This is a genomic window from Marivita sp. NO-S04, from assembly GCF_059070475.1.
Window position 1 is genome coordinate 995,833 of record NZ_CM180980.1, and the last position, 23,765, is coordinate 1,019,597.

Annotated in this window: 29 protein-coding genes; 19 read left to right on the top strand and 10 right to left on the bottom strand. The window is 60.5% G+C overall.

Annotation, left to right across the window (positions count from 1 at the left end; genetic code table 11):
* Positions 1-43 precede the first annotated feature (43 nt).
* The gene (locus ACK3EW_RS05305) at positions 44-364 is read right to left on the bottom strand and encodes a DUF6280 family protein (protein WP_085632959.1); all 321 of its coding nucleotides are present in this window, start codon (positions 362-364) and stop codon (positions 44-46) included.
* A 215-nt stretch (positions 365-579) separates the two neighbouring features.
* Between ACK3EW_RS05305 and efp the strand changes: the two genes are divergently transcribed.
* Both efp and ACK3EW_RS05315 read left to right on the top strand, forming a co-directional pair.
* Positions 580-1,143, top strand: a complete 564-nt coding sequence (gene efp, locus ACK3EW_RS05310; protein WP_439120227.1) for an elongation factor P — start codon at positions 580-582, stop codon at positions 1,141-1,143.
* An 89-nt stretch (positions 1,144-1,232) separates the two neighbouring features.
* Positions 1,233-1,706 carry a GNAT family N-acetyltransferase gene (locus ACK3EW_RS05315; protein WP_493808747.1) on the top strand — a complete coding sequence of 158 codons (474 nt, stop codon included), beginning with the start codon at positions 1,233-1,235 and terminating at the stop codon, positions 1,704-1,706.
* A gap of 338 nt (positions 1,707-2,044) precedes the next feature.
* Here ACK3EW_RS05315 and ygfZ read toward each other — a convergent pair whose 3' ends face one another.
* The 6 genes from ygfZ to thrS all read right to left on the bottom strand — a co-directional run bounded on the left by ygfZ (position 2,045) and on the right by thrS (position 7,639).
* Complete coding sequence (ygfZ, locus tag ACK3EW_RS05320) at positions 2,045-2,794, bottom strand: CAF17-like 4Fe-4S cluster assembly/insertion protein YgfZ (RefSeq protein WP_493808748.1); 750 nt, start codon at positions 2,792-2,794, stop codon at positions 2,045-2,047.
* A gap of 58 nt (positions 2,795-2,852) precedes the next feature.
* A complete protein-coding gene (locus ACK3EW_RS05325) occupies positions 2,853-3,425 on the bottom strand; it encodes a DoxX family protein (protein WP_439120230.1) in 573 nt (190 codons plus the stop codon).
* A 26-nt stretch (positions 3,426-3,451) separates the two neighbouring features.
* On the bottom strand, positions 3,452-4,186 hold the full coding sequence (locus ACK3EW_RS05330) for an HvfC/BufC family peptide modification chaperone (protein WP_493808749.1): 735 nt from the start codon (positions 4,184-4,186) through the stop codon (positions 3,452-3,454).
* On the bottom strand, positions 4,183-5,040 hold the full coding sequence (gene bufB / locus ACK3EW_RS05335) for an MNIO family bufferin maturase (RefSeq protein ID WP_493808750.1): 858 nt from the start codon (positions 5,038-5,040) through the stop codon (positions 4,183-4,185). The genes ACK3EW_RS05330 and bufB overlap by 4 nt, the downstream gene beginning before the upstream one ends.
* 84 nt (positions 5,041-5,124) lie before the next feature.
* Complete coding sequence (locus ACK3EW_RS05340; protein ID WP_439120233.1) at positions 5,125-5,427, bottom strand: BufA1 family periplasmic bufferin-type metallophore; 303 nt, start codon at positions 5,425-5,427, stop codon at positions 5,125-5,127.
* Positions 5,428-5,659: 232 nt separating this feature from the next.
* Positions 5,660-7,639, bottom strand: a complete 1,980-nt coding sequence (gene thrS, locus ACK3EW_RS05345) for a threonine--tRNA ligase (RefSeq protein WP_493808751.1) — start codon at positions 7,637-7,639, stop codon at positions 5,660-5,662.
* A 308-nt stretch (positions 7,640-7,947) separates the two neighbouring features.
* Between thrS and ACK3EW_RS05350 the strand changes: the two genes are divergently transcribed.
* A complete protein-coding gene (locus ACK3EW_RS05350) occupies positions 7,948-8,193 on the top strand; it encodes a hypothetical protein (protein WP_493808752.1) in 246 nt (81 codons plus the stop codon).
* A 36-nt stretch (positions 8,194-8,229) separates the two neighbouring features.
* On the opposite strand, the gene ACK3EW_RS05355 is transcribed toward ACK3EW_RS05350, so the two are convergent.
* Complete coding sequence (locus ACK3EW_RS05355; protein ID WP_493808753.1) at positions 8,230-8,646, bottom strand: MAPEG family protein; 417 nt, start codon at positions 8,644-8,646, stop codon at positions 8,230-8,232.
* Entirely contained in the window at positions 8,646-9,389 is a 744-nt protein-coding gene (locus ACK3EW_RS05360; RefSeq protein ID WP_493808754.1) for an ArsR/SmtB family transcription factor, read from the bottom strand. The genes ACK3EW_RS05355 and ACK3EW_RS05360 overlap by 1 nt, the downstream gene beginning before the upstream one ends.
* 167 nt (positions 9,390-9,556) lie before the next feature.
* Here ACK3EW_RS05360 and ACK3EW_RS05365 point away from each other — a divergent pair, with 167 nt between their 5' ends.
* The 16 genes from ACK3EW_RS05365 (at position 9,557) to ACK3EW_RS05440 (ending at position 22,731) form a co-directional block, all read left to right on the top strand.
* Complete coding sequence (locus ACK3EW_RS05365) at positions 9,557-10,804, top strand: MFS transporter (protein ID WP_493808755.1); 1,248 nt, start codon at positions 9,557-9,559, stop codon at positions 10,802-10,804.
* Between the two features lie 60 nt (positions 10,805-10,864).
* Positions 10,865-11,605, top strand: a complete 741-nt coding sequence (locus ACK3EW_RS05370; protein WP_493808756.1) for an alpha/beta hydrolase — start codon at positions 10,865-10,867, stop codon at positions 11,603-11,605.
* A gap of 91 nt (positions 11,606-11,696) precedes the next feature.
* The gene (gene hisD, locus ACK3EW_RS05375) at positions 11,697-13,022 is read left to right on the top strand and encodes a histidinol dehydrogenase (RefSeq protein ID WP_493808757.1); all 1,326 of its coding nucleotides are present in this window, start codon (positions 11,697-11,699) and stop codon (positions 13,020-13,022) included.
* A 117-nt stretch (positions 13,023-13,139) separates the two neighbouring features.
* The gene (locus tag ACK3EW_RS05380) at positions 13,140-14,147 is read left to right on the top strand and encodes an ester cyclase (RefSeq protein ID WP_493808758.1); all 1,008 of its coding nucleotides are present in this window, start codon (positions 13,140-13,142) and stop codon (positions 14,145-14,147) included.
* Complete coding sequence (locus tag ACK3EW_RS05385) at positions 14,126-14,554, top strand: VOC family protein (RefSeq protein WP_493808759.1); 429 nt, start codon at positions 14,126-14,128, stop codon at positions 14,552-14,554. The genes ACK3EW_RS05380 and ACK3EW_RS05385 overlap by 22 nt, the downstream gene beginning before the upstream one ends.
* A gap of 14 nt (positions 14,555-14,568) precedes the next feature.
* Positions 14,569-15,177: a hypothetical protein gene (locus ACK3EW_RS05390; protein WP_493808760.1), complete on the top strand. Its 609-nt coding sequence runs from the start codon at positions 14,569-14,571 to the stop codon at positions 15,175-15,177.
* A 76-nt stretch (positions 15,178-15,253) separates the two neighbouring features.
* Positions 15,254-16,012 (top strand): SDR family NAD(P)-dependent oxidoreductase, encoded by a 759-nt coding sequence (locus tag ACK3EW_RS05395; protein WP_493808761.1) that lies wholly within the window; start codon positions 15,254-15,256, stop codon positions 16,010-16,012.
* Entirely contained in the window at positions 16,009-17,022 is a 1,014-nt protein-coding gene (locus ACK3EW_RS05400; RefSeq protein ID WP_493808762.1) for a LacI family DNA-binding transcriptional regulator, read from the top strand. Before ACK3EW_RS05395 ends, ACK3EW_RS05400 begins: the two co-directional genes overlap by 4 nt.
* Complete coding sequence (locus tag ACK3EW_RS05405) at positions 17,019-17,981, top strand: nuclear transport factor 2 family protein (protein ID WP_493808763.1); 963 nt, start codon at positions 17,019-17,021, stop codon at positions 17,979-17,981. The genes ACK3EW_RS05400 and ACK3EW_RS05405 overlap by 4 nt, the downstream gene beginning before the upstream one ends.
* Before the next feature lie 21 nt (positions 17,982-18,002).
* Positions 18,003-18,971, top strand: a complete 969-nt coding sequence (locus tag ACK3EW_RS05410) for a cupin domain-containing protein (protein ID WP_493808764.1) — start codon at positions 18,003-18,005, stop codon at positions 18,969-18,971.
* Positions 18,972-19,030: 59 nt separating this feature from the next.
* Positions 19,031-19,540: a GNAT family N-acetyltransferase gene (locus ACK3EW_RS05415; protein ID WP_493808765.1), complete on the top strand. Its 510-nt coding sequence runs from the start codon at positions 19,031-19,033 to the stop codon at positions 19,538-19,540.
* A 142-nt stretch (positions 19,541-19,682) separates the two neighbouring features.
* The gene (locus ACK3EW_RS05420; protein WP_493808766.1) at positions 19,683-20,129 is read left to right on the top strand and encodes a hypothetical protein; all 447 of its coding nucleotides are present in this window, start codon (positions 19,683-19,685) and stop codon (positions 20,127-20,129) included.
* A gap of 97 nt (positions 20,130-20,226) precedes the next feature.
* Positions 20,227-21,159, top strand: coding sequence for an IS5 family transposase (locus ACK3EW_RS05425; RefSeq protein ID WP_493806415.1), 933 nt, complete (start codon positions 20,227-20,229; stop codon positions 21,157-21,159).
* 316 nt (positions 21,160-21,475) lie between these two features.
* On the top strand, positions 21,476-21,850 hold the full coding sequence (locus tag ACK3EW_RS05430) for a SpoIIAA family protein (protein ID WP_085633004.1): 375 nt from the start codon (positions 21,476-21,478) through the stop codon (positions 21,848-21,850).
* Positions 21,851-21,884: 34 nt separating this feature from the next.
* Positions 21,885-22,235 (top strand): DUF1272 domain-containing protein, encoded by a 351-nt coding sequence (locus tag ACK3EW_RS05435; RefSeq protein WP_493808767.1) that lies wholly within the window; start codon positions 21,885-21,887, stop codon positions 22,233-22,235.
* Between the two features lie 88 nt (positions 22,236-22,323).
* Entirely contained in the window at positions 22,324-22,731 is a 408-nt protein-coding gene (locus ACK3EW_RS05440) for a (R)-mandelonitrile lyase (protein ID WP_439120251.1), read from the top strand.
* 157 nt (positions 22,732-22,888) lie between these two features.
* Here the strand turns inward: ACK3EW_RS05440 and ACK3EW_RS05445 are convergent.
* Positions 22,889-23,646, bottom strand: a protein-coding gene (locus ACK3EW_RS05445) for an IS5 family transposase (RefSeq protein ID WP_493808768.1) whose coding sequence is annotated in 2 segments (ribosomal slippage) — positions 22,889-23,325 and positions 23,325-23,646 — 759 coding nt in all. Because the reading frame shifts where the segments join, the coding sequence is not laid out codon by codon here.
* Between the last annotated feature and the right edge of the window lie 119 nt (positions 23,647-23,765).

Below are 23,765 nucleotides of genomic sequence, written 5' to 3' on the forward strand. Positions count from 1 at the left end.
ACGCGCCCAACAAAGGGCGCGTTTCTACAAAAAGTTCAGTAGTTTACGCAGCTTCGGCTTGCTGGGCGGCATTGCGGCGTTCGCTTTCTTCGCGCGACAGCGCAACCGAGGTGCGGACACCCTTGCCGACAAATTCCATCAATCCCGAGACAACGCGTTCGTTCGGGTCAATGCCCGCGCAGCTTAGCACTTCACGGCCGTCGCGGGACCGCGCCCAACGGGCGATCTGCTCGGGGCCATTGCCATACTTCTTGTCATCTGCGATCGCGTCATCCAATGCGGCAAGAACCACGGCAGCAAAAAGCTTGCGCGCGCGATTACCTTGCTCAGCGTTGAAGGCGGTACCGTCAACGAAATCTTTCATGATCCGTCCTGTGGTTATTGCTCTTGTGTTTTCCGGCGTGGAGTTGCTTATGGCGTATTCCAAACGATTCGGATACCCTAGTTTTGCATACCTTTTATGCGAAAACTGCATGGCTTGCCGCGGATGCGGAACGAAATCTGGTTGTCTGGACAGCGTATCATCACCCAGATATAGGGGCAGCCAAAGTTGGATCAACCTTGTGACAAAGTTTAGCCATGCCCAAAATCAACGGTAACGAAATCCGCCCCGGTAACGTATTGGAACATAACGGTGGCCTCTGGGCCGCTGTGAAGGTCGACCATGTGAAACCCGGCAAAGGTGGTGCCTTCGCACAGGTGGAAATGAAAAACCTGCGCAACGGTTCCAAGCTCAACGAGCGCTTCCGCTCTGCCGATAAGGTGGAACGCGTGCGGCTTGAGCAGAAGGACATGCAGTTTCTTTACGAAACCGACGGCAATCTGGTGTTCATGGACACCGACACCTACGACCAGGTCGAACTGCCTGCTGACATTCTGGGCGAACGCCGTCCGTTCCTGCAAGACGGCATGACCATCGTCGTGGAATTTCACGATTCCGAAGCGCTTAACGCGACGCTGCCGCAGAAGGTCACCTGCAAGATCGAAGAGACCGAGCCGGTCGTCAAAGGTCAGACTGCCGCCAACAGCTTCAAACCTGCGATCCTCGATAATGGGGTCAAAGTCATGGTGCCGCCGTTTGTGGGGCAGGACGAGATGATCATCGTCAACACCGAAACCATGGAATATTCCGAGCGCGCCTGATCTCGGGACTCGCGCGCATATCCCCCGAAATCACCGGGGGATGATGAAAGATCAAAAGGCCTCCGGCATCAGTCAGGAGGCCTTTTCTTATGCAAGTTCTCACCAAAGACGATATTCCCGACATGGTGCCGCTGTTTCGTGCGCTGCACCGCCATCACGTGGCGGCCTTGCCCGACGTGTTTCATGATGAGGGAACCGATGACGCATTCGCCGACCATCTGGCGCATCTGTTCGACGATTGCGGCGCAGCGGTTGGTGTCCGGCTTGGCGGACGGCTGATGGGCTACGCGCTGTTCCTCATTCAAGAACGTCCTGCGGATGCGTTCCGCCGCCCTGTAAGGCGCGCGTATCTCGATCATCTCTTTGTCGCAGAACCCAATCGCGGGGCGGGGCATGCCACCGCGATGATCGCAGCGATGGAGACGCGGCTTGCGGCGCAGGGGATCGGGGTGTGGACCGCATCACATTATGCGTTCAACGCGGATGTTGCGCGCACGTTTGCGGCTGTGGGCGCACATCCCGATCTTGTGCGGGTGGCAAAGCCGGCTACGGGCGCAAGGTAAGTCGAAAGCGCCAAGCGCGTTCGAACGCGCGTCCAAGACCTTTGCAAAGGTCTTGGCACCGAACGCTCCGTTTTCCTGTGATTAACCGAGGCTGCGCCATACCCGTTCGCACGGTGCGCACCGAGCGGGAAGGGTCACTCCCATGCCGCGACACAGACATCTGACCGGCGTGACGCGTGACGGCGTCGACCAACCAGAGATATATCTTGCCGGGGCATTGCCCCACAGGTCGCGGGGGAAACCCCGGCACGAAGAACCCAGTTGTCGACCTCCGGGGCGGCGCCGCTTCCACGACACATCAAACCTGACCCCCTGCCGGGACACACCCGCGCGGGGTTTCAGGCGTGGGGAACGTCGGGTGTGAACCGCACCGTGGCGCCAGCTGCCCGCATGTCGTCATTGGCCCGGTCAAAGCGCAGATAGGCCAATCCCTGCCCAGCGGCTTGGGTGAAAAGTGTGCCAGCCGCCTTTTCCCCGGCAACGATGTCTGACCCCACCGGGGCCACACCATCGACAGTGACCGTCGCCAATCCTTTGCGCAGCTCGGTCTTGTGTTTCATCCGCGCCGTGACTTCCTGTCCGACATAACAGCCCTTGCGGAAATCGACGCCGTTCAACCGTTCTAACCCCATCTCGAGAATAAAGCTGTCTGTGGTCAGCTCTATACCGCTTTGCGGCACACAGGCCGCCACGCGCACGGCATCCCAATCGACGCCTGCATCCCCCGGCTGTCCGTCATAGCCGCGCCAGCCCATCGCCGGATCGCGCGGATCGGCGAAAGCACCCTCCGGTGCATCGCCCAAGCCCCGCGTCACCACGCAATCTGTCTCTTCGATCTCGACCGCAGAGCGCAATTTGTACATGGTCAATGCCTGCTTAAGACTAGGGGCCAAGCCACTGTCCACATCCAGCAGGATTGCATCGCCCATCGGCACAAGAAAGAAGTCGGCCCGATACTTGCCCTGCGGTGTCAGCATCGCGGCATAGACCAGCCCGCGATCCAGCCGGTCGACATCATTCGTAACCAGCCCTTGCAGGAAATGCCGTGCATCCGCGCCGCTGATCTTGAGAACCGTTCGATCCGACATATCGCCCCCTGACTGTGTTCTCGTCAGAGATAACCGCCCTGTAGTCGGGTGCAAGGGGTCAGGCAGTGGCGGGCGCGCCAAGAACTTGCCGCGACAGGATGCGGTCCAGCGACAGCGCACCTGCGCCCTTGATCACCAATGTGACAAGGATCAGCATCCAGAACGCCCGTTGATCGAGGATCACGCTGTCCGGCACTCTGTCGAACCACGCCCCCAGCGTTTCCGCATGTGCGATGCCGCCATGCCCGTAGAGGTCCGTCAGGGATTGCACGACCACGAACCCGATCATCCCCAGCGCTGCCAGCCGCGTGAACAACCCGATCACAATCAGCAAGGGAAGGATGAATTCGGCCCAAGTGCCTGCCAGGACAACGGCCCAGTGAAAGACCCCAAGCTGCGACACATCATAGACCACCGCTTCCATCTGTTTTGGGAAGACTTGCGCGTAAGCCCCTGTAGAGGGGATAAAAATTCCCATGATCCCGTCACCCAGTTTGGTCATCGCGGAAGACCAGAAATACATCAGCAACGTGGCTGCAAATACGAACCGTGCCAGAAGCGGGACCAGACTGTCGAACAGGCGTTCGATTGGCGCGAAGATGGATGTGTGCAGGAAGATCAGGCGGTCCATTGTGGCGGTCTTTCGTTTGGAAAATGTCAGCTTTTCAAGTCGGTTATCGCGTGGTTCGAAAGCAGGATGTTAAGCAGCGCGGCAAGATCGAACGCATCGCCGCCCTGTTCGATAGCAGGGCCGAACGGAGTACCGGAGCGCCATGCAAGCAGCACTTCGCCCGCGCCGGGACCCAGCACAAACGGCTCTGGATCGTATTCCGCGCGCAGGATCAGAACGTCCTCCGCGTGGCCTGTCGGTTTGTCGCCGCCGCGCAAGGTATAGTGCCAGATCGATCCGATGGGCCAAGGTGACCGGATCAGGATCATGGATGGCGCAAAGCTGAGGCGGGTGGCCAGCAGCGTGTCCTCGTCCAACGCCTGCAAGGCGGTGGGAGCGATGCCGGTGCTGTCGGCGGCGTGGTAGCTTTGGCGCATCGCCACGTCGATCCGGGCCACATCTGCGAGGTAGGGCAGATGCGCAAGCTGATCGAGCGATGCTACGAATTCGGGGAATCCTGCCCCGTAATGCATCATCAGTGGCGACGTGGGCGGTGATTGGCGCAAATAGGCGCGGGCGACATGGTCGAAATTTTCGCGCCCGATCAGGCCGACAAGGGACGGGAAGCCTTCGGCGAGTGCCTCACGCAGGGACACGGTGACGTTGTTGCGATAGACGCCGTACCGTCGTCCGGCTGGGCGGGCCTGCGCATCGGTCAGCCCGTCGGGCACGGGCGTGGCCGGGTTCAGAAGCCCTGCGTGAAAGGCCGTCTGGTCGGTCATGTCGACACGCGGGTCAACGCGGATGCCGCGCGCCGGGCCTCGTCGGCAAGTACCGGCCACTCGGGAACATCGGTGTCCCACTCGACCAGTAGCGGCTTGGGGCCGGATTGCGCCAGCGTGTAATCCAAGAGTGCCCAGACAGGATCCACAACCTCGCGCCCGTGGCTGTCGATCAACAGGGGCGCGCCGTGGTCGTCTTCGTCTTCGTCATGACCGCCAAGGTGGATTTCCCCAACTGCGTCAAGCGGATAGGCGTCGATGTAGCCTTGCGGGGAATGGTCGAGATTGGTCGCGGACACGAACACGTTGTTCACATCCAAGAGCAGGCCGCAGCCGGTGCGGCGCACGATCTCGGCCAGAAAATCGGTCTCGGAATAGGTGCTTTCCGCAAAGGCCAGATAGGAAGACGGGTTCTCGAGAAGCATCCGACGGCCCAGCACGGTCTGCACGTCGTCGATGTGCTCTGCAACGCGCGTCAGCGTGTCCGACGTGTAGGGCAGCGGCAGCAAGTCGTTCAGGAAATGGCTGTCATGGGTCGACCACGCCAGATGTTCGGAAAAGCTGGCTGGATTGAGCCAGTCGCACAGGTGTTTCAGCCGCCCGAGGTGATCCGGATCCAACCGGCCTTCGCCGCCGATCGACAGGCCGACACCGTGCACGGAAATCGGGAAGCGTTCGGACAGAACACGCAATTGCGCCAAGGGTCGTCCGCCATCGCCCATGTAATTCTCGGCATGCACTTCCAACCAGCCAACCGGGTTCGGATCGTTCAGAATGTCGGTGAAGTGCTGCGCTTTGTAGCCAACGCCGGGTAGGGCGGGCAGGTGTGGGAAACTGTGTGACGCGTCGGGCATAGTGATGTCCTTGTGGTGCAAGCCGGACAGGCGCCCGGCTTGCGTATTGTGCTTGGGGGGACCGTCTTGCCCCCCGCAAAGCGATCAGCCCGGCAGATCGCGGTTCAGCTCTTCGAGCGAACCCATGCGTGCGGAGCCATCGGCCATCGCGGGCAGTTCGATTTCGCCGCAGGTGCCCGCGTCGACCAGTGTCCATGCGTTGCCCTGGTAGTCAACAGTGGAGGAGCCAGCGCAGGTTGTGCCCGGGCCAGCAGCACAGTCGTTCTGACCGGCGAGGGACACACCAAAGCACTTTTCCTTGGCTTGGGCGGTGGCGGTTGTTGTGTGCGCGGCGAGGCTTGCTGCGACTGCACCAACGATTGCAACGGTCTTGAGTGTCTTCGACATGAGATGGTCCTTTTGGTTACTTAACAAGTTGAACTGGGTCGACAGAGCCTGTGCAACGTCGATGAACCCACCATGCCCCGCGGCAGGCTGTCGCGCTATTCACTGCGGTGTGTGTCACGCGGGCGTGACGTAGGGTGAACTTCTTGCGCTGAATTTTCTCTGCGTTTTCAATAAAATAAAAAAGGCCCCGTAACAAAACGGGGCCTATGTGAAAGTTTCCAGCGCGGGAATGTTACAAAAGATCCGGCGGAGTCGCGTCTTTCCCAAGGCTGCTCACGATATCGGTCAGCGATGTTACAGAGGTTTGCTTCTCTCCAAGGCGGCGCACGGTGACCGTGCGTTCCTCGACCTCGCGGTGGCCGATGGCAAGGATCACCGGGACCTTGCCGACCGAGTGTTCGCGGACCTTGTAATTGATCTTCTCGTTGCGGATATCGGCCTCGGCCCGAACGCCCGCTTTGGTCAGTTCGGCCACGACCTCGCGCACATAATCATCTGCTTCCGACACGATGGAGGCGACAACCACCTGACGCGCGGCCAGCCAGAAGGGCAGTTTGCCTTCCCAGTTCTCGATCAGGATGCCGATGAAGCGCTCGAACGACCCAAGGCAGGCGCGGTGCAGCATGAACGGGCGGTGCCGTTCTCCGTTCTGACCGATATAGCTGGCGCCAAGGCGTTCCGGCAGGTTCGGGTCAACCTGGAAGGTGCCGCACTGCCAGACACGGCCAATCGCGTCAGTCAGGTAGAAATCAAGCTTGGGGCCATAGAATGCGCCGTCACCGGGTTCGAGGGTGTAATCCCGGCCAACCGCTTTGATCGCGTTCTCAAGCGCGCCCTCGACGTAATCCCAGCTTTCATCGCTGCCCACGCGCTTTTCCGGGCGTGTGGCAAAGCGGATTTCGAACTCTGGAAAGCCCAGCTCGCGGTACACACCAGCAAGGAAGTCGATGAACTTGGCGCATTCCTGCTGGATTTGGTCTTCGGTGCAGAAGATATGCGCGTCGTCTTGCGTAAAGCCACGCACCCGCATGATGCCGTGCAGCGCGCCCGAGGGCTCGAACCGGGCGCACGACCCGAACTCGGCCAGCCGCAGCGGCAAGTCGCGGTAGGACTTCAGGCCTTGGTTGAACACCTGCACGTGGCAAGGACAGTTCATCGGCTTGAGCGCGTTGATCCGTGTGTGATCCTTGTTCTTGGCACTGGCATCGTCGTTTTCACCATCGCGGCTTTCGTCGACTTCGACGACGAACATGTGGTGCTGGTACTTTTCCCAGTGCCCCGACGCTTCCCACAGCTTGCGGTCTACAACTTGCGGCGTATTGATCTCGAGATACCCACCGGTGCGCTGTTTGCGGCGCATGTAGTCCTGCAGCGCGGTGTAGACTGTCCAGCCATTGGGATGCCAGAACACTTGACCGGGGGCCTCTTCCTGCATGTGGAACAGGTTCATCTCGCGGCCGAGCTTGCGGTGATCGCGCTTTTCGGCCTCTTCGAGGAAGGTCAGGTACTTTTTCAGATCATCGCGGTTCTTGAACGCCACGCCGTAAATGCGCTGCAGCATCGGGCGGGTGTTGTCGCCAAGGAAATAGGCGGCGGACACGTTCATCAGTTTGAACGCATCGGCAGGAACCTGACCGGTGTGTTGCAGGTGCGGGCCGCGACAGAGATCCATCCATTCGCCATGCCAGTACATGCGAATGTCCTCGCCCTCGGGGATCTTGTCGAGGATTTCGACCTTATAGGGCTCGTTGTTGTCGGTGTAATACTGGCGCACCTGCTCGCGGGTCCACAGCTCTGTGCGGACCGCATCGCGGGCGTTGATGATCTCTTTCATCCGCTTTTCGATGGCGCCAAGGTCTTCGGGCGTAAACGGTTCTTTACGGTCGAAATCGTAGAACCAGCCATTGTCGCGCACCGGGCCGATGGTGACTTTGACGTCTGGCCAGATCTCTTGCACCGCGCGCGCCATGATGTGCGCAAGGTCATGCCGGATCAGTTCAAGCGCCGGTGCGTCGTCCTGCAGGGTGTTGATGGCGATCTGCGCGTCGCTTTGGATCGGCCATTGCAAATCCCAATGCGCCCCGTTCACGGTGGCAGAGATGGCTTTTTTCGACAGTGATTTGGAAATGCTCTCGGCCACCTCGGCAGGGGTCACACCTGCATCGTAGTCGCGCGCATTGCCATCGGGGAAGGTCAGGGAAATCTGGCTCATCGGCCTAGCTCCTCGTCAGTTTGGCGCCCACGGAACGCCCGGTTGCGGGTTATGTATCGTAGGCGGCTTTTGGCAGGGGGGCGGCGGCACGTCAAGACAGGGCGGGTCGGAAACGACCGGGTGAGTCGGCGCTTTTGCAGTTGGCCGCGAAAGATTCTTGCGCGGTATACCAATGTATTATTGGAAAGCGTTTATAAACAATGGGTTAATCTTTGCTTTCGCTATGGACGAAAGCGACGCAATTGCTATGTATAACGACATTCCACTATCGGAAACTTTTAGCGTCATACGACACGGGAGAGCAGACAATGCCCGGCTACAACAAGACATTCGAACTGTCCGTCGAAGACATGGAATTGATCGAAGACGCGCTGCGGACCACAAAGCGGTCTTTGAACTCTGAAGTTCTGAGCCAGGACGCAGACCCGCTGCGCCCGTGTGAAAACACCCGCGAGGTCGATGTGTCGATGAAGCGTATCAATGACCTTTTGGGTCGTTTGCACAATCAGAAGAACTTTTTCCGCCCCAAAAGCGGTGCCTATATCGGCGGATAAGGGAAAGGTGCGTGCAAGCACGCACCCTACGCCTGTTCACAACCGCGCGGCGAACACCGCGTAAGCCATGAGCAGGCAACAGGCCCAGCCGATCAGGAACAGCATCGGCCGGAGCGGCATCTTGGCAAAGCCCGAAACCATGCCGACTGCGTGGATCACACGCACCCAAAAGAACACGATGGCGGTCCAGTAGGTCAGCGCAGAAAAGCCGTCGATCGCTTTCAGGATAAGCACCAGCACCGAAAACGGCAGCGCCTGTTCCAACAGGTTCAGGTGCGCCCTGTGCGCGCGGTGGACCCACGCGGGAAACTGATCAAGCGGGGTTGGGCGGACAAACGGGTCGGTTCCGGCAATGGCGTGTTTGTTGACGCCGACGATGTAGGGAATCCACAGGCTTGCCGCGAGGATCATCAGGCACGTAAGGATGCCAAGTTCGGTGGGGAAGGTCTCCATCACGCGGCCCCCTTCATCGCTTTGCCGGTCTCGAGGTAGGACTTGAGCGACGACGCCAGGCGTGCCCAGCCTTCGGCAAAGCCTTCCTGACCCGGTGCCATGTCGTAATGTTCGATGGTCAGTTTGCAGGTCTCGCCCTGCGGTTCGATCAGGTAGACCATGTGCGAGGCAGGCGCGTTCGGCCCCATGAAGAGCGGCTCGAACGTCATGGCAATGCGGGTCTTGGGGTCCATTTCGGTGGTAACCTGCCGCAGCATCGCATTGCCATCGGGTTTGATGAACTCGGTCACATTGTCGGGGCGCGCGTCGCCGCGCACCTCGTTGCACATAAAGTGATAGGCGGCCATCTGGTCGGCCTTGGTCAGCGCATCCCACAAAGCATCCTGCGAGCAGCGGATGAAGGTCTGCATCATGAAATCGGGTTTTCCCATGCGGGTCTCTCTCTCCAATTGGGTTTTCAAATCGCTCATCATCTGCGCTTGGGGCCTCAGGAACGGCGCGACCCAGCGGTCGAGCATTTCCTGCAGGGGGAGGGCGTTCAGGTAGTGGTATTTGAACCGCCCCTGTTTGCGCGGGATGACAAGATGGGCGTCTTCGAGAACCTTGAGGTGCTTCATCACGCCGAACCGGCTCATATCGAGCTGCTCTTCCAGTTCGCTGAGTGACTGCCCGTCCTTGCGCCGCAAACTGTCAAGCAGCGCACGGCGGGCGGGGTCGTTGAGGGCTTTGAAGATCGTGTCCATACACGTGACTATAGGTGATTATTTAGTCACGTGACAATAGGGTAACGTGTTGGCCTGGATTTTCGTGCGAAGCCTTTGATGGTATTTGCGGTTTTGGGGGATGACGGGAACCAATCACGCGTTTGCGCGTTTGCCCGCAGTCGTTCACAGCCACAGGATTCGCCCCAATGTCCCATCCCGTCACCGACGCCTATGAAGAGATCACAGGGGCGGATGAGGCGGTAAGGGACCGCGAAGCGCGCAACGGGTTGCGCCATATGGTCAGCCTGTCGATGACCAAGGTCGCAGATGGGCTGATTGACCCCAAACTGGTTTTGAGCTGGCTGGCGGGTGCGCTGGGCGCGCCTGCCGCGTTAACCGGGTTGCTGGTGCCGATCCGTGAGGCGGGGGCGCTTTTGCCTCAGATCGTGTTTGCGGGGTGGGTGCAATCCTTGCGGCACCGCAAGTGGGCCTGGGTGATCGGGTCTGCCGGGCAGGGGATCGCAGCGCTTGCCATTGTGTTTATTGCGTTGACGCTGGAGGGCTTTGCCGCTGGGTTGTCGCTATGTGCCGCTTTGGCCGTGCTGGCCGTCGCAAGGGCGGCTTGTTCGGTCAGCTATAAGGATATTCTGGGCAAGACGGTCGGGAAGACTCGTCGCGGTGCGGTGACGGGGCTTGCCGGATCGGTCGCCTCTATCGCGGTGCTGGTCTTTGCCGGGTTGCTGATGTCAGGCCTTTTGCGCGACGTGACGCCCGTTGTGGTGGCGATCACGTTGGCGGCGGCGCTGTGGGGGGCTGCGGCGATCCTGTTTTCGTTTCTTGAAGAACGGGCTTCCGATGACACCGAAGACACATCGGTCGATTTCACCCCTCTGAAGGAAGACCGCCAATTCCGGCTGTTCATCGCGGTGCGCGGTTTGTTGACGGTCACGGCACTGGCACCGCCCTATTTTGTGCTTTTAGGCGGCGGACAATCTGCTTTGCAGGGCTTGGGTGCGTTGCTTCTGGCGTCGGCCGCGGCGGCGTTTGCGGGATCCTATGTCTGGGGTCGGCTGTCCGACAAATCCTCGCGCAAGGTGTTGTTCCTGTCGGGGATGCTGGCCGCCGGGTTCGCCACGCTGGCTGTTCTTGCGGAACTGAGCGGCTGGGCTGCAACGGCTTGGGTGATCCCGGTGATCCTGTTTTTCTTCATGCTGTCCTATCAGGGCGTGCGGTCGGCGCGGTCGGTCTATCTGGTGGACATGTCGCCCGAGGACGCGCGGTCCTCTTATGCGGCGTTGGCGAACACGGCGATTGGTGTGCTGCTGCTGATCACCGGGGCGTTCGGTGGGCTTTTGGCACTGGCGGGGCCGGTGGCGTCGCTCACGGGGTTTGCCGTGCTGTCGCTGGCCGGGGGATTGCTGGCGCTGCGGCTGGATGAGGTGGAAAACGGCTGACTCCTCTTGGGTTCCGGTGCGCTTTGCGTAAAGTCGCGCCAGACCGAAGTGGAGGCAGGCATGACAGAGATACAGTACCTAGACGGACCAAACGGGCACCGACTGGCCTATGCCAGGACCGAGGGCGAGGGGCCGGTGGTCGTGTTCCTGTCGGGCTACAAGTCCGACATGGAGGGCACCAAGGCGGTGCATCTGGAGGCCTGGGCCAAGCTGACCGGACGCGCGTTTCTGCGGTTCGATTATTCGGGGCATGGCGTGTCGGGCGGTGTTTTTGAGGAGGGCTGCATCGGCGACTGGGCGCGCGATGCGCAGGCGGTGATCGAGGCAACCTGCGAGGGACCCGTGGTACTGGTTGGGTCAAGCATGGGGGGCTGGATCGCATCGTTAATGACGCAGCGGCTCAAGCATGTGGTGGGCTTTGTCGGCATCGCCGCAGCACCCGATTTCACCGAGGACGGGTTCTGGGCCGGGTTTTCCGAAGAAGACCGGCGCAAGGTCATGGAGGACGGGCAGGTCGCTTTGCCGTCGGATTATGCCGATCCGTACATTGTCACGCGTCGTCTGATCGAAGACGGGCGTGAGAACCTAGTTCTGCGCTCGCCGCTGCACATGCCTTATCCGGTGCGGCTGGTGCAGGGGACCGACGACACCGCCGTGAGCCGCGAAACGGCGTTGCGGCTGCTGGATCACATCGACAGCCCGGACCTGCGGCTGACGTTGGTCAAGGGTACTGATCACCGGTTTTCCGAGCCGCAGAACCTGCGCCATATCGAAGACGCGATCCTCGAGGTGCTTGCCTGATCGAATGTTTTTGCAATCGTATGCAAAATTCACTTGAGAGGGCCGTGCACCCCGTTATGCTGATCCGGACATTTGATCCGGGGAGGTGGATATGGCCGAGTATCTCAAGCGGGGGAAACCCGAAACCGAACGTGCAGAAGACGATGCCAAGACCCGCGCGGTGGTTGAAGCAACGCTGGCCGATATCGAAGCGCGCGGGGACGCAGCGGTGCGGGATTTGGCAGCAAAGTTCGACAATTACACGCCCGAAAGTTTCCGCCTGACCCAAGGCGAGATCGACGCGCTGATCGCAGAGCTTAGCCCACGCGAGTTGGCTGACATCAGATTTGCGCAGGAGCAGGTGCGGAACTTTGCGCAGGCGCAGCGCGACTCGATGCTGGATATCGAGGTCGAAACGATGCCGGGGGTGATCCTTGGCCACAAGAACATCCCCGTGCAGTCGGTGGGTTGCTATGTGCCGGGGGGCAAGTTCCCGATGGTGGCGTCAGCGCATATGTCGGTTGCAACGGCCAGCGTGGCGGGTGTGCCGCGCATCATCGCCTGCACGCCGCCCTGGCAGGGCAAGCCGAACCCGGCGGTGATCGCCGCGATGCATCTGGGCGGGGCGCACGAGATCTATGTCTTGGGCGGCATTCAGGCCGTGGGTGCGATGGCGATCGGCACCGAGACCATTGATCCCGTGCATATGCTGGTAGGTCCCGGCAACGCTTTTGTGGCAGAGGCGAAGCGGCAGCTCTTTGGGCGTGTGGGCATTGACCTGTTCGCTGGGCCGACCGAGACCATGGTGATTGCCGATGACACTGTGGATGCAGAGATTTGCGCGACGGATCTGCTGGGGCAGGCGGAGCATGGGTATAACTCGCCCGCCGTGCTGGTGACCAATTCCCGGAAACTGGCGGAAGAGACCTTGGCCGAGATTGATCGGCTTTTGGAGATCCTGCCGACGCGGGACACGGCCTCAGTCTCGTGGCGCGACTATGGCGAGGTGATCCTTTGCACCGATCATGACGAGATGCTGGAGGTGGCCAATGACATCGCGTCCGAGCATGTGCAGGTGATGACCGACCGGGACGATTGGTATCTTGAGAACATGACTTGCTACGGCGCGCTGTTCCTTGGGGCGCGGACCAATGTGTCGAATGGCGACAAGGTGATCGGGACGAACCACACGCTGCCGACCAAGAAGGCGGGACGCTATACCGGTGGGCTTTGGGTGGGCAAGTTCCTCAAGACCCATTCCTATCAGAAGATCATCACCGACGAGGCGGCGACATTGATTGGCGAATACGGATCGCGGCTTTGTATGCTTGAAGGGTTTGTGGGTCATGCCGAGCAATGCAACGTGCGGGTGCGCCGCTATGGCGGGGTCAACGTGCCTTATGGCGAAGGCGCCCCCTATCGGGACGCGGCGGAGTGAGTTGGGGCGGGGGACGATGCTTTGCTGCATCGTTTGTTTCCGCAGGCGGAAACACTTGGGGGGCCAGCCCCCCAACCCCCCCGGCATATTTGGAAAAAGAAGAAGCAAGGGGGCCTCATGTCTGAGGTCGAGGACGCGAAGGCGGTGATGGCGCCGGTTTTTGCGGCGATGCGGGATTGCGATGGTGTCGCGGATGCGCTGGCACAAGTTACGCCGGATGCCGTGTTTCGGATGTGTCATCCGTTTGGCGATCTGCACGGGGCAGAGGCGTTTGCCCGCGATGCAGTGGCGCCCTTGCGGGTGGCGCTGCCTGATCTGGAACGGCAGGAGTTTATTCGGATCGCTGGGTTCGATGCGGATGGCGCGCTTTGGGTTGGCTCGGGGGGGCAGTATGTTGGGCGGTGGGCAGAGCCTTGGCTGGGCATTCCGCCGACCGGGCGCTCTGCTGCGATGCGGTTTCACGAGTTCTACCGGATCGAGGGCGACGCGTGCGTCGAGATGCAGGCGATCTGGGACATCCCCGAGATGATGATGCAAGCGGGCGTCTGGCCGATGGCGCCGCAGCTGGGGCGGTTCCAGCATGCGCCCGCACCCATGACGCAGGACGGGTTGGGGCCGCATGATCCTGAACTGTCGGAGAGCAGCGCGACCCATGTGATCGACATGCTGACTGCCATGACCCGGCACCCATCGCAGGGTGGGCCGGAGGTCATGGAGTTGGCGCGGTTCTGGCACCCGGGCTTCATGTGGTACGGCCCTGCGGGCATCGGCACGGCGCGTGGGGTGGAGGAATTTCGGCGGTTCCACCAGATCCCGTTTCTGAACGCTATGCCCGACCGGGGGCAGCATCCAGAGGGCACGGTGCATCACTTTATGGCCGAAGGTGCCTATGTGGGTGTGACCGGCTGGCCCAACATGCAGCAGACACTGTCGGGTGATGGCTGGCTGGGTCTGCCACCAACGGGGCAGAAAATCACGCTGCGCAGTCTGGATTTCTGGCGGCTGGAAGATGGGCTGATCCGGGAAAACTGGGTTCTCGTGGACCTTTTGGACATGTACGCTCAGATCGGGGTCGATGTGTTCGCCCGGATGAGGGAGTTGGCATGGAGCAGAGGGTATCGCTGATCACACTGGGCGTGACGGATGCGGACAAGACGGCGGCGTTTTACGATGCGCTGGGCTGGGTGCGGGTTGAGACGCAGGACGGGGTGAATGCCTATGATCTGCTGGGGCAGACGCTGGGGCTATATCCGCTGGAGAAGCTGGCCGAGGATATCGGGATCGACGTGGCGCAGCTTGGGCGCGGGGCGCTGACTTTGGGTTACAATACGCGGGACCGGGCAGGAGTCGATGACGTGATGGGCCGGGTCGAAGCTGCGGGCGGCACCGTGTTGAAAGCGCCACAAGAGGTGTTCTGGGGCGGCTATCACGGCTATTTCAGCGATCCGGAAGGCCATGTCTGGGAAGTGGCCCATAATCCGTTTTCGCCCTTGCGCGAGGGGGATGGCGCGTTTCGCTGGAACGGGTATTGAGACGCCCGCAAAGCATGTGGAGCCTTGAGACGCTGGGCCGGGTCCGGTTGTCACGGCATTTCTACATGCGGGAGTTTCTTTATTCCGAGATCGGGAATTTTCACGCGCGTCAGAACATCCCTGATCACCCTGATCTGGCCATCGCACGAGGGCGGGCGTTTTGCGAAACACTGCTTGATCCGTTGCAAGAGTCCTTTGGTCGGATCGCTGTGCGGTCGGGGTTTCGGTCGGCGGATCTCAACCGGTTCGGCAACGAGAACGGGTTGAACTGCGCGCGCAATGACTATCCGCTCGAGTGCCACATCTGGGACTTGCCGGATGTCGAAGTGGCGGGGGCGAGCATCGTCATTCCGTGGTTTGCCGACCAATACGATCAGGGGCGGGACTGGCGGGATTTGGCATGGTGGCTCTATGATCATCTGCCCTTTGCCGAAGTCTGGTTCTTTCCCAAGCTGTGCGCGTTCAACATCGCGTGGCGGCCCGCGCCGCAGCGCCGGATCGACAGCTACATCGCGCCGAAGGGGACGTTGGTTCGTGCATGTGCGGAGCCGTCTGAGCCGCGCGATCAGCGGGAGCGGCACTATGCGGATTTCCCTCCGTTTCGGGGGATTGCCCATCCGTGAAGCGGGGGCTGGACAGAGCGGTTTGCCCGGAGTAGCGTGATTTTGCACACCTATGCAAAGCCTCGGAGTTGTCCCTATGTCCCTGCCCAGAACCCCGTCTTTCCGTCTTGATGGCAAGCGGGCGTTGGTCGCTGGTGGATCACGTGGAATCGGGCTTGGCTGTGCTGTGGCGCTGGCTGAAGCGGGCGCGCATGTGATCGTTGCTGCGCGCAACGCGGTGCAGATGCAGGCGGCCGTGGACGAGATGACTCAGGCCGGGTTCAGCGCTGAAGTTCTGGTGCTCGACGTGACGGACATCGCGGCGGTGCGGGACGCGGTGGCGGCACTGGAACCGATCGACATTCTGGTGAATTCCGCCGGGCTTGCGCGGCACAGCTCGGCGCTTGAGACCACGCCCGAGGATTTCGACACGGTGTCGGAGATCAACATCAAGGCGGCGTATTTTCTGGCGCAGGCTGTGGCGCGGCAGATGGTCGGACGCGGTGGGTCGATCATCCAGATCAGCAGCCAGATGGCGCATGTTGGCGGGATCGAACGGGCGGTCTATTGCGCCACCAAACATGCGCTGGAAGGTATGACCAAGGCGATGGCGATTGAATGGGGACCGGAGAATATCCGCGTCAACACGATCTGTCCGACCTTCGTTTTGACTGAGTTGAGCAAGCCGACCTTTGCCGATGCCGAAAAACGCGCGTGGATCGAAAGCAAGATCAAACTGCCGCGCGTCGGTGAGGTCGAGGACATTATGGGGGCCTGCCTTTTCCTTGCCTCGGATGCGAGCGCGTTGGTGACGGGCACGTCGTTGCTGATAGACGGCGGTTGGACGGCGGGATGACGCGGCGGGTCACCTCATTCGATGTTGCGGCGCGGGCAGGGGTGAGCCAGTCGGCAGTGAGCCGGGTGTTCTCTGGTGCGTCGGCGAGCAAGGCCACGGCAGACAAGGTGCGCGAAGCGGCCGACGCGCTGGGCTATCGCCCCAATGTGCTGGCGCGGTCGCTGATCACTGGGCGCAGCCGGATCATCGGATTGGTGGTGGCCTATCTGGGCAACCCGTTCTACCCCGACGCGCTGGAGCGGTTCAGCCGCGACTTGCAGGATGAGGGGTATCACACTCTGGTCTTTACTGTGCCCGAAGGGGCTGGCGAGGCCGATACTGATCGGATCATCCAGCAGATGTTGGACCACCAGGTGGACGGGATCGTGCTGGCCAGTGTGGGCCTTGGCGACGCTTTGGCCGCGCGGTGCGAGGCGGCGGGGATTCCCGTGGTGCTGTTCAACCGTGGGCAGGCTGGCAGCGGGCTTGCACAGGTCACCTCGGCCAATCGGCTTGGTGGCGCCAAGGTGGCGGATTTCCTCGTCGCGGGCGGGCATACACGCATCGGCCATGTGGCGGGTTGGCAGGGGTCGTCCACCGGGCGCGACCGGACCGAGGGGTTTGTCGCGCGACTGGCAGAGCTGGGGCAGGACTGCGTGGGTGTCGAGGACGGGCGCTATGACCATGCCGAGGCGGTGCGGGTGACCGACTTGTTGTTGGGCAAAGGAGTGGATGCGCTGTTTGTCGGCAATGATCACATGGCCTTTGCGGTCATGGATCACCTGCGCTGCACGCTGGGTCTGTCGGTGCCGAATGACGTGTCGGTGGTGGGCTACGATGATGTGCCGATGGCCGCGTTTGCGGCCTATGACCTGACCACGGTGCGCCAGCCTGTGGGGCGCATGGTCAAGACGACTGTTGCGGCGCTTATTAACCAAATCGAAGACAAATCCGCGCAAGCGGGTGTGACAGAAATCGACGGGCCGTTGATCCTGCGCGGATCGGCCCGCATACCGGAAGGCTTGCAATGAGAGGGTTCGACAACCGTTTCACGGATTTCCCCGATTACATCCTCGGGATCACCAAGGAGATCTGGGAGGATCGTGGACTTGGGGCGCGGATGAAGGACTATTACCACCCGGAGGTGATTGTTCGCACGCCCGATGGCATCGGCTTTGGCGAACCTGCGATGACGGCGGCGACGATGGCGACCTGCCATGAATTCCCCGACCGGCAGTTGTTGGGTGAAGATGTGATCTGGTCGGGGACACCCGAGGTGGGGATGCTGTCGTCGCATCGCATCCTGTCCACGGCGACCCACGTGAATGACGGGCAGTTTGGTGCAGCCACGGGGCGCAAGATCGCCACGCGTGCGATGGCGGATTGCTATGCCAAGAACAATATGATCAGCGACGAATGGCTGATCCGCGACAATGGCGCGATTGTCCGGCAATTGGGGTTTGACGTGAAGGATTGGGCGCAGGCGCGTATCGCCGGGCTTAATCCTGAGAGCCAGCCCTTCCGCCCGGCGGTCGATGTGCAGGGGCCGTATACGGGGCGGGGCAATGATGATCAGTGGGGCGTTGCGTTTGCGGCTTTGCTGACACGGATCATGGACGGCGAATTTTCAGTCGTTCCCGACCAGTATGATCGCGCCGTGCACGCCGAATATCCCGGCGGCCAGACCGTGCATGGCACCGGAGGGGTTGATGCATTCTGGCTTGGCCTGCGGTCGGCCTTTCCATCGGCCAAATTCGAGATTCACCACCAGATCGGGATGGAAGAGCCAAACATGCCGCCGCGCGCTGCGATCCGATGGTCGCTCACGGGCAAACACGATGGCTGGGGTGCGTTCGGCACCCCTTCGCGGGCCGAGGTTCATGTGATGGGTATCAGCCATGCCGAGTTCGGTCCGCGCGGGTTGCGCCGGGAATGGACGCTTTACGACGAGACCGCGATCTGGATGCAAATTCTGGCCCATCAGGGCTGACAACACCAAGGGAACTGACCAATGACCCCGCAAGAGATGGAAGCCCGTATCGTCCGCTATGGCGATCTGCGCCCCTGTCGCACCGCCTTTATCGACGCCCACACGCCGGGTAGCGATCAGAAGGAAAACTTTACCATCATCGGCGGCGGCGTGTCGGAAAGTGCGGACCAGCATGTGCACATCACCGAAACGCCCGGCTTCAACATTGGGGCAGCCGGGCAACCGCCGAAGTGCCGTAACTCGCTGCACAGCCACCGCACGGCCGAGGTGTTCTTTGTGCTCAAGGGCCGCTGGCGGTTCTTCTGGGGGCGCTGGGGCAATGCGGGCGAAGTGGTGCTGGAAGAGGGCGACATCTTCAACATTCCCACGGGCATCTTTCGCGGGTTCGAGAATATCGGCACCGATTACGGGATGATCATGGCGATCCTTGGCGGCGACGATGCTGGGGGTGGGGTGATCTGGGCGCCTCAGGTGATCGAGGATGCCAAGGATCACGGGCTGGTGCTGGGCGAGAACGGCAAGCTTTATGATAGCAAGAAGGGGCATGCTTTGCCGGACGGCGTGAAGCCGATGCCTTTGCTGACGGATGAGGAGTTGAAGGCGTTTCCGGAACCGACAACGGCAGATGTCGTTCCCGGATATGTCGCGCGGTATTGGGATCTGATGGCGCTGGCAGATCGGCAACCTGCCAAGGTGATCGGGCCGGAGGGGCGGCTGCGGGATCGTCCGGGCTTTGATGTGGATTTCATCACACGCGGGTCGATCCCTGAGGCCATGTATACCGTTGCCAGCCACGAGGTTCTGATGCCTATGCGCGGGCATTGGCGGCTGAGCTGGGATGGTGGGACCACAGCGCTGAACCCCGGTGACACGGTCGCGGTGCCCCCCGGTCTGGCCCATAGCGTGACGCCTGCCATGACCGGAGAGGCGTCGATGTACCGGGTGCGGTCGACCGACGATCCGGCTGGACCAACCTGGAACGCGGCCTAGTCTGGCCGCGTGGATGTCTGGCACTAGGTTCCGTGCAAGACATATTTGCAGAGGCCCAGATGACCACAGATACCCTGACCCTGCGCCCGGCAGAGCCGTCGGACACGGATGCGCTTGATCGGCTGTTCGGTCAAAGCTACAGGATCTTGCTCGAGCCGGATTACCCGCCTTCGGTGTTGGTGACGGCGGTGCCTTTGATCTCGAAGGCGCAGCCCGCGCTGATCGCAACGGGGACATTTTTCGTGATCTGCGACGGTGACGATATTGTCGGCGCGGGCGGGTGGACAATGCAGGCGCCGGGCGGCAAGCCGGGGACGCGTGGCATCGGGCATATCCGCCATATGGTGACCGATCATCGGCGCATCCGTGAAGGAATCGGGCGGCGGTTGATCGAACATATCATCCTGCATGCCCACGCCTGCGGGATGATGCAGCTGCATTGCCAAAGTACTCGGACGGCAGTGCCGTTCTACGAATTCGTGGGGTTTGTGGCGCAGGGCGAAATCGACATCCCGCTGCGGCCGGGAATCGAGTTTCCTGCGGTGGTGATGACAAAACGGCTGATCTGAACGAAGCGTTTCGACATGATCCTCTTCGGACGGCAAGACCTGTTGCGTCAGGGCTGTAAAAGGCTTTCGATGCGATTGCATCTTAAGCCATGCTGACGAGGGTCAGAAGGCAGACAAAAGCACTGCAAAGGGAAGGAAGAGAATGGTTAAGATTAAATCGGCCAAAACGTCATTAAAGGTTGTTTCCGCGGCGATTTCATTTCTTGCACCCCATGCAGCAGAAACGTCGGAAAACAATGATTTCAAAATTGGAAAGCCCGGCACTTGGATCCATTCACAAGTAGACACTTGTTTGAAAATTTCTCCCAAAGACTTTGCTGCAAAAACCAACTGCTACTACGAGCATATTGCATATTGCATTGTCCAGATTGGAGAAGAAAGCCGCCAGACGTGCTATCGCGATAGCTTGCCATGGTGGATATCGAGATTAGAGCTACTGGAAGAAGATCATCCCAAGTTGATCCGCAATCTTTTCGCGCAGGAATGGAGGACAGTCTGCGCCAGAGCCGACCAAGATCCTCAATGCCATGTCGACAAGATCACAAAGGTTCTCCTCCACTACGAATATATAAATCTTCATAAACAGTAAGTTGAGCCATAAGTCGCTTTTCATATAGGGGGGCATTGTTGCAAAAGTCTGACGACGAAGGATTCACTTCGCGAATCCATGGCGTTAGACGCGGTGCATGAGCAAGCCATCTCCCGCCCGCTATCGCACGACGAACTGGTCCAGCTACAACGCGTCACTCAGGAAGCGGGGGTCTCTGCTCATCTGGGTCGACAAGGACATGACCTGGCGCGCGCCGCGTGACAGTCGACCCGGACGTCCGGCGGTGTTTTCCGATGCGGCCATACAGTTCTGCTTATCGATCAAAGTCCTGTTCAAGTTGCCGTTGCGCCAGACCGCCGGAATGGTGGCCAGCCTGCTGCGACTGGCCGGCCTGGACTGGCCCGTGCCGGACTTTTCCACGCTGTGCCGCAGGCAAAAGACCTTGGCCGTCCAGGTCCCGTATCGCCGTGCGGACGGCCCGCTGAACCTGCTGGTCGACAGCACCGGGATCAAGTTCCTCGGCGATGGCGAATGGCAGGCCCGCAAGCACGGGGTGCAAGGCCGACGCCAATGGCGCAAAGTCCATCTGGCCATGGACACCACCACCTCGGACATCCGGGCAGTCGAGTTCACCCCCAGCCGCGACGGCGACAGCCCCGTGCTGCCCGACCTGCTCGGCCAGATCCCGGCAGGTGAGCAGATAGGCACGGTCACCGCCGACGGCGCCTACGACACACGCCGCTGCCACAAGGCCATCATCGAACGCGACGCCGTTCCGATCATCCCGATCCGAAAGAACGGACGTCTCTGGAAAGAAGACTGCCCGGCTGCACGCGCCCGCAACGACACCCTGCGCGCGACGCGATACTACGGGCGGGCGTTCTGGAAACGCTGGACCGGATACCACGCCCGCAACCGGATCGAGGCGAAGATGCGCTGCCTGAAATCCTTCGGCGAGCGTATCATGGCAAGAGACCCCGACCGACAGACCGCCGAAATCCACATCCGCATCGCCCTCATGAACCGCTTCAACGCCCTCGGCACCGCCGAGATCGTCCGCGTGGCATAACGTCAGCGGGGTAAGGGGACGTCACGCCTCAGGCCGGGGTAATGCAACAACGCCATATAGGGGTAAAACCGACTGTTTAAAGCTATCGGTGGCGAAATCGAAGGGGCTCCACATACTTGACCCGCTGAACGCGTCAAAAGGAGGGGATCATGCTGACGATGACTAAACCCGGAGCGAACCGGATCGACATCGACCTGCGTCCGGGGATCACATTTCCAGCCGTTTTTATGCAGCGATTTCTTGCCTAGGTTGATTTGAATCATGGCGTAATCGCGTCTTTTGGTGTGGAGTCTAGGTCCAGCCAATGGAGGGGACTATGCTGACAATCACCAAACCCGAAGCGAACCGCGTCGATGTTGACCTGTCCGGCAAGATTTCGTCTGACGAAATGGCCAAGGGTCTCGATGATCTTCTTGAACAGTCGCAAGATGTGAACAAGGGCACGATGCTCTATACGGTTACGTCGTTCGCCTTTCCCGATCTTGGGGCGATTGCAGCCGAGATGGCGCGTTTGCCCAAGCTGTTTGGCCTGCTGGGTCGGTTCGATCGGTGCGCCGTTCTTAGTGATACGTCGTGGCTGCGCACTGCGGCCGAGATCGAAGGTGCGTTGATCCCAGGTTTCGACATCAAGGCGTTCGATTTGGACGAGCGTGACGAGGCCGAAGCATGGTTGAAAACCGGCATCGCGTGATCGCGGTGCTTGCAGTTTGCTGGCAAGAGAGGTTTTGATCCGGTATCCGATCTTTCTTGCCGGGGCTGCCATGCTGGAACTTCGACCGAATTGCGAATGGTGCGACAAGGATTTGCCGCCTGACGCCGAAGACGCGCGCATCTGTTCCTATGAGTGCACTTATTGCGCCCAGTGCGTTGAGAGCGTTCTGCACAGTGTCTGCGCCACCTGTGGCGGTGGCTTTTCCCAGCGTCCGATCCGGCCCAAGGGCGCGCATCGCGCAGGCAAGACGCTTGGGCTGGGCCATCAGCCTGCTAGCACCACGCGTGTGCTTTCGCGCTGGACGGCGGAAGAGGTCGAAGACCTGAGCCTGCGTCTGCGTGGCATCGCACCGGGGGATCGGTAAGACACAGCCGTGCCTCGGGTCACACCGCGACGCTTTCCATTCGACGCCGCCGCGTTATCTCAGCCAAACACATAGAGAGGAGCCCACCATGAAAATCCACCGTGCCGGAGACCGGCCATCGCAAGCGCCAAGCCCCGATTATTTCACCGGGACCGTCCGGATGGACCCGGTTGTCTCAGGCGACGACGAATCCGCTGTCAAGATCCTGATGGTGACATTCGAGCCCGGTGCACGGACCGCATGGCACACGCACCCAGCGGGTCAGTCTTTGCACATCGTTTCCGGGCTGGGTTTGGCTGGGTCAGAAGGCCAGCCGGTGCAAGTGCTGCGCCCGGGAGATACGGTTTGGTTCGCGCCGGGCGAACGGCACTGGCACGGCGCGTCGCCGGATTGTGCCATGACCCATCTGGCAGTGCAGACCGCAGTGGAAGGCAAGACGGCGGACTGGCAGGAGCACGTGTCAGACGCCGATTACAACGGGCCGCGTGCGGGGTGATGTCTTGCGGAAAAGCCGCTTCGAGGGCTGATTAGTCGGCGGAGGCCTGAATGAGACCTCGCTGGTGGATAGGTCTGTACAGCAACTGGTGCGCATATGTGCGGCGAATGGCATAAGTGAGCCCAGACTGAATTGATATTTTTGTTAGGGTCAGGACTCATAGCCAGTAAATGACGAGTGCAGCAAGCGCGATGGCTGATAGGAACACTTTCGGACACCTGTCGTATCGTGTCGCCACACGCCGCCAATCCTTCAGCCTGCCGAACATGATCTCGATCCGGTTGCGCCGTTTGTATCGGCGCTTGTCGTACTTGACGGATTTCTTGCGCTGCTTTCGGCTTGGGATGCAGGCGCGTATCCCTTTGTCTTTCAACGCTTCTCTGAACCAGTCGGCGTCGTATCCGCGGTCCCCGAGCAGCCAGTCGACATCCGGCAGACTGCTCAACAATGCCCGTGCGCCGATGTAGTCGCTGACCTGGCCCGCCGTGACGAACAGGTTAAGGGGCCGGCCCTGGCTGTCGCAGATGGCATGCAATTTGGTGTTCATGCCTCCCTTGGTCCGACCAATCAGGCGTCCACGCCCCCCTTTTTCACGCCCATGCTGGTCGCTGTTCGGTGGGCCTTCAGGTAAGTGGCGTCGATCATAACAGTCTTCGCCTCGACGTGCTCGGCGGCCAGACCGGCCATCATCCGCGCGAAGATGCCCTTGTCGCTCCACCGTTTCCAACGGTTGTACAGCGTCTTATGCGGCCCATAGGCAGCAGGGGCATCGCGCCACCGTAAACCATTGCGATTGATGAAGATAATCCCGCTCAAAACACGTCGATCATCAACGCGGGGCTTGCCGTGGGACTTGGGGAAGAAAGGCTCAAGACGCGCCATCTGCGCATCGCTCAGCCAGAAAAGATCAGACATGTTCACAGCTCGTTTTTCGAACCGTGAATCACGCCGCTGTTCCGAAATCAATGGGTCCTGAGCCTAGCGACGGGGAATTCAACTGTGTTAGCGGAGCACTGAGAAAGAATTTGATCCGA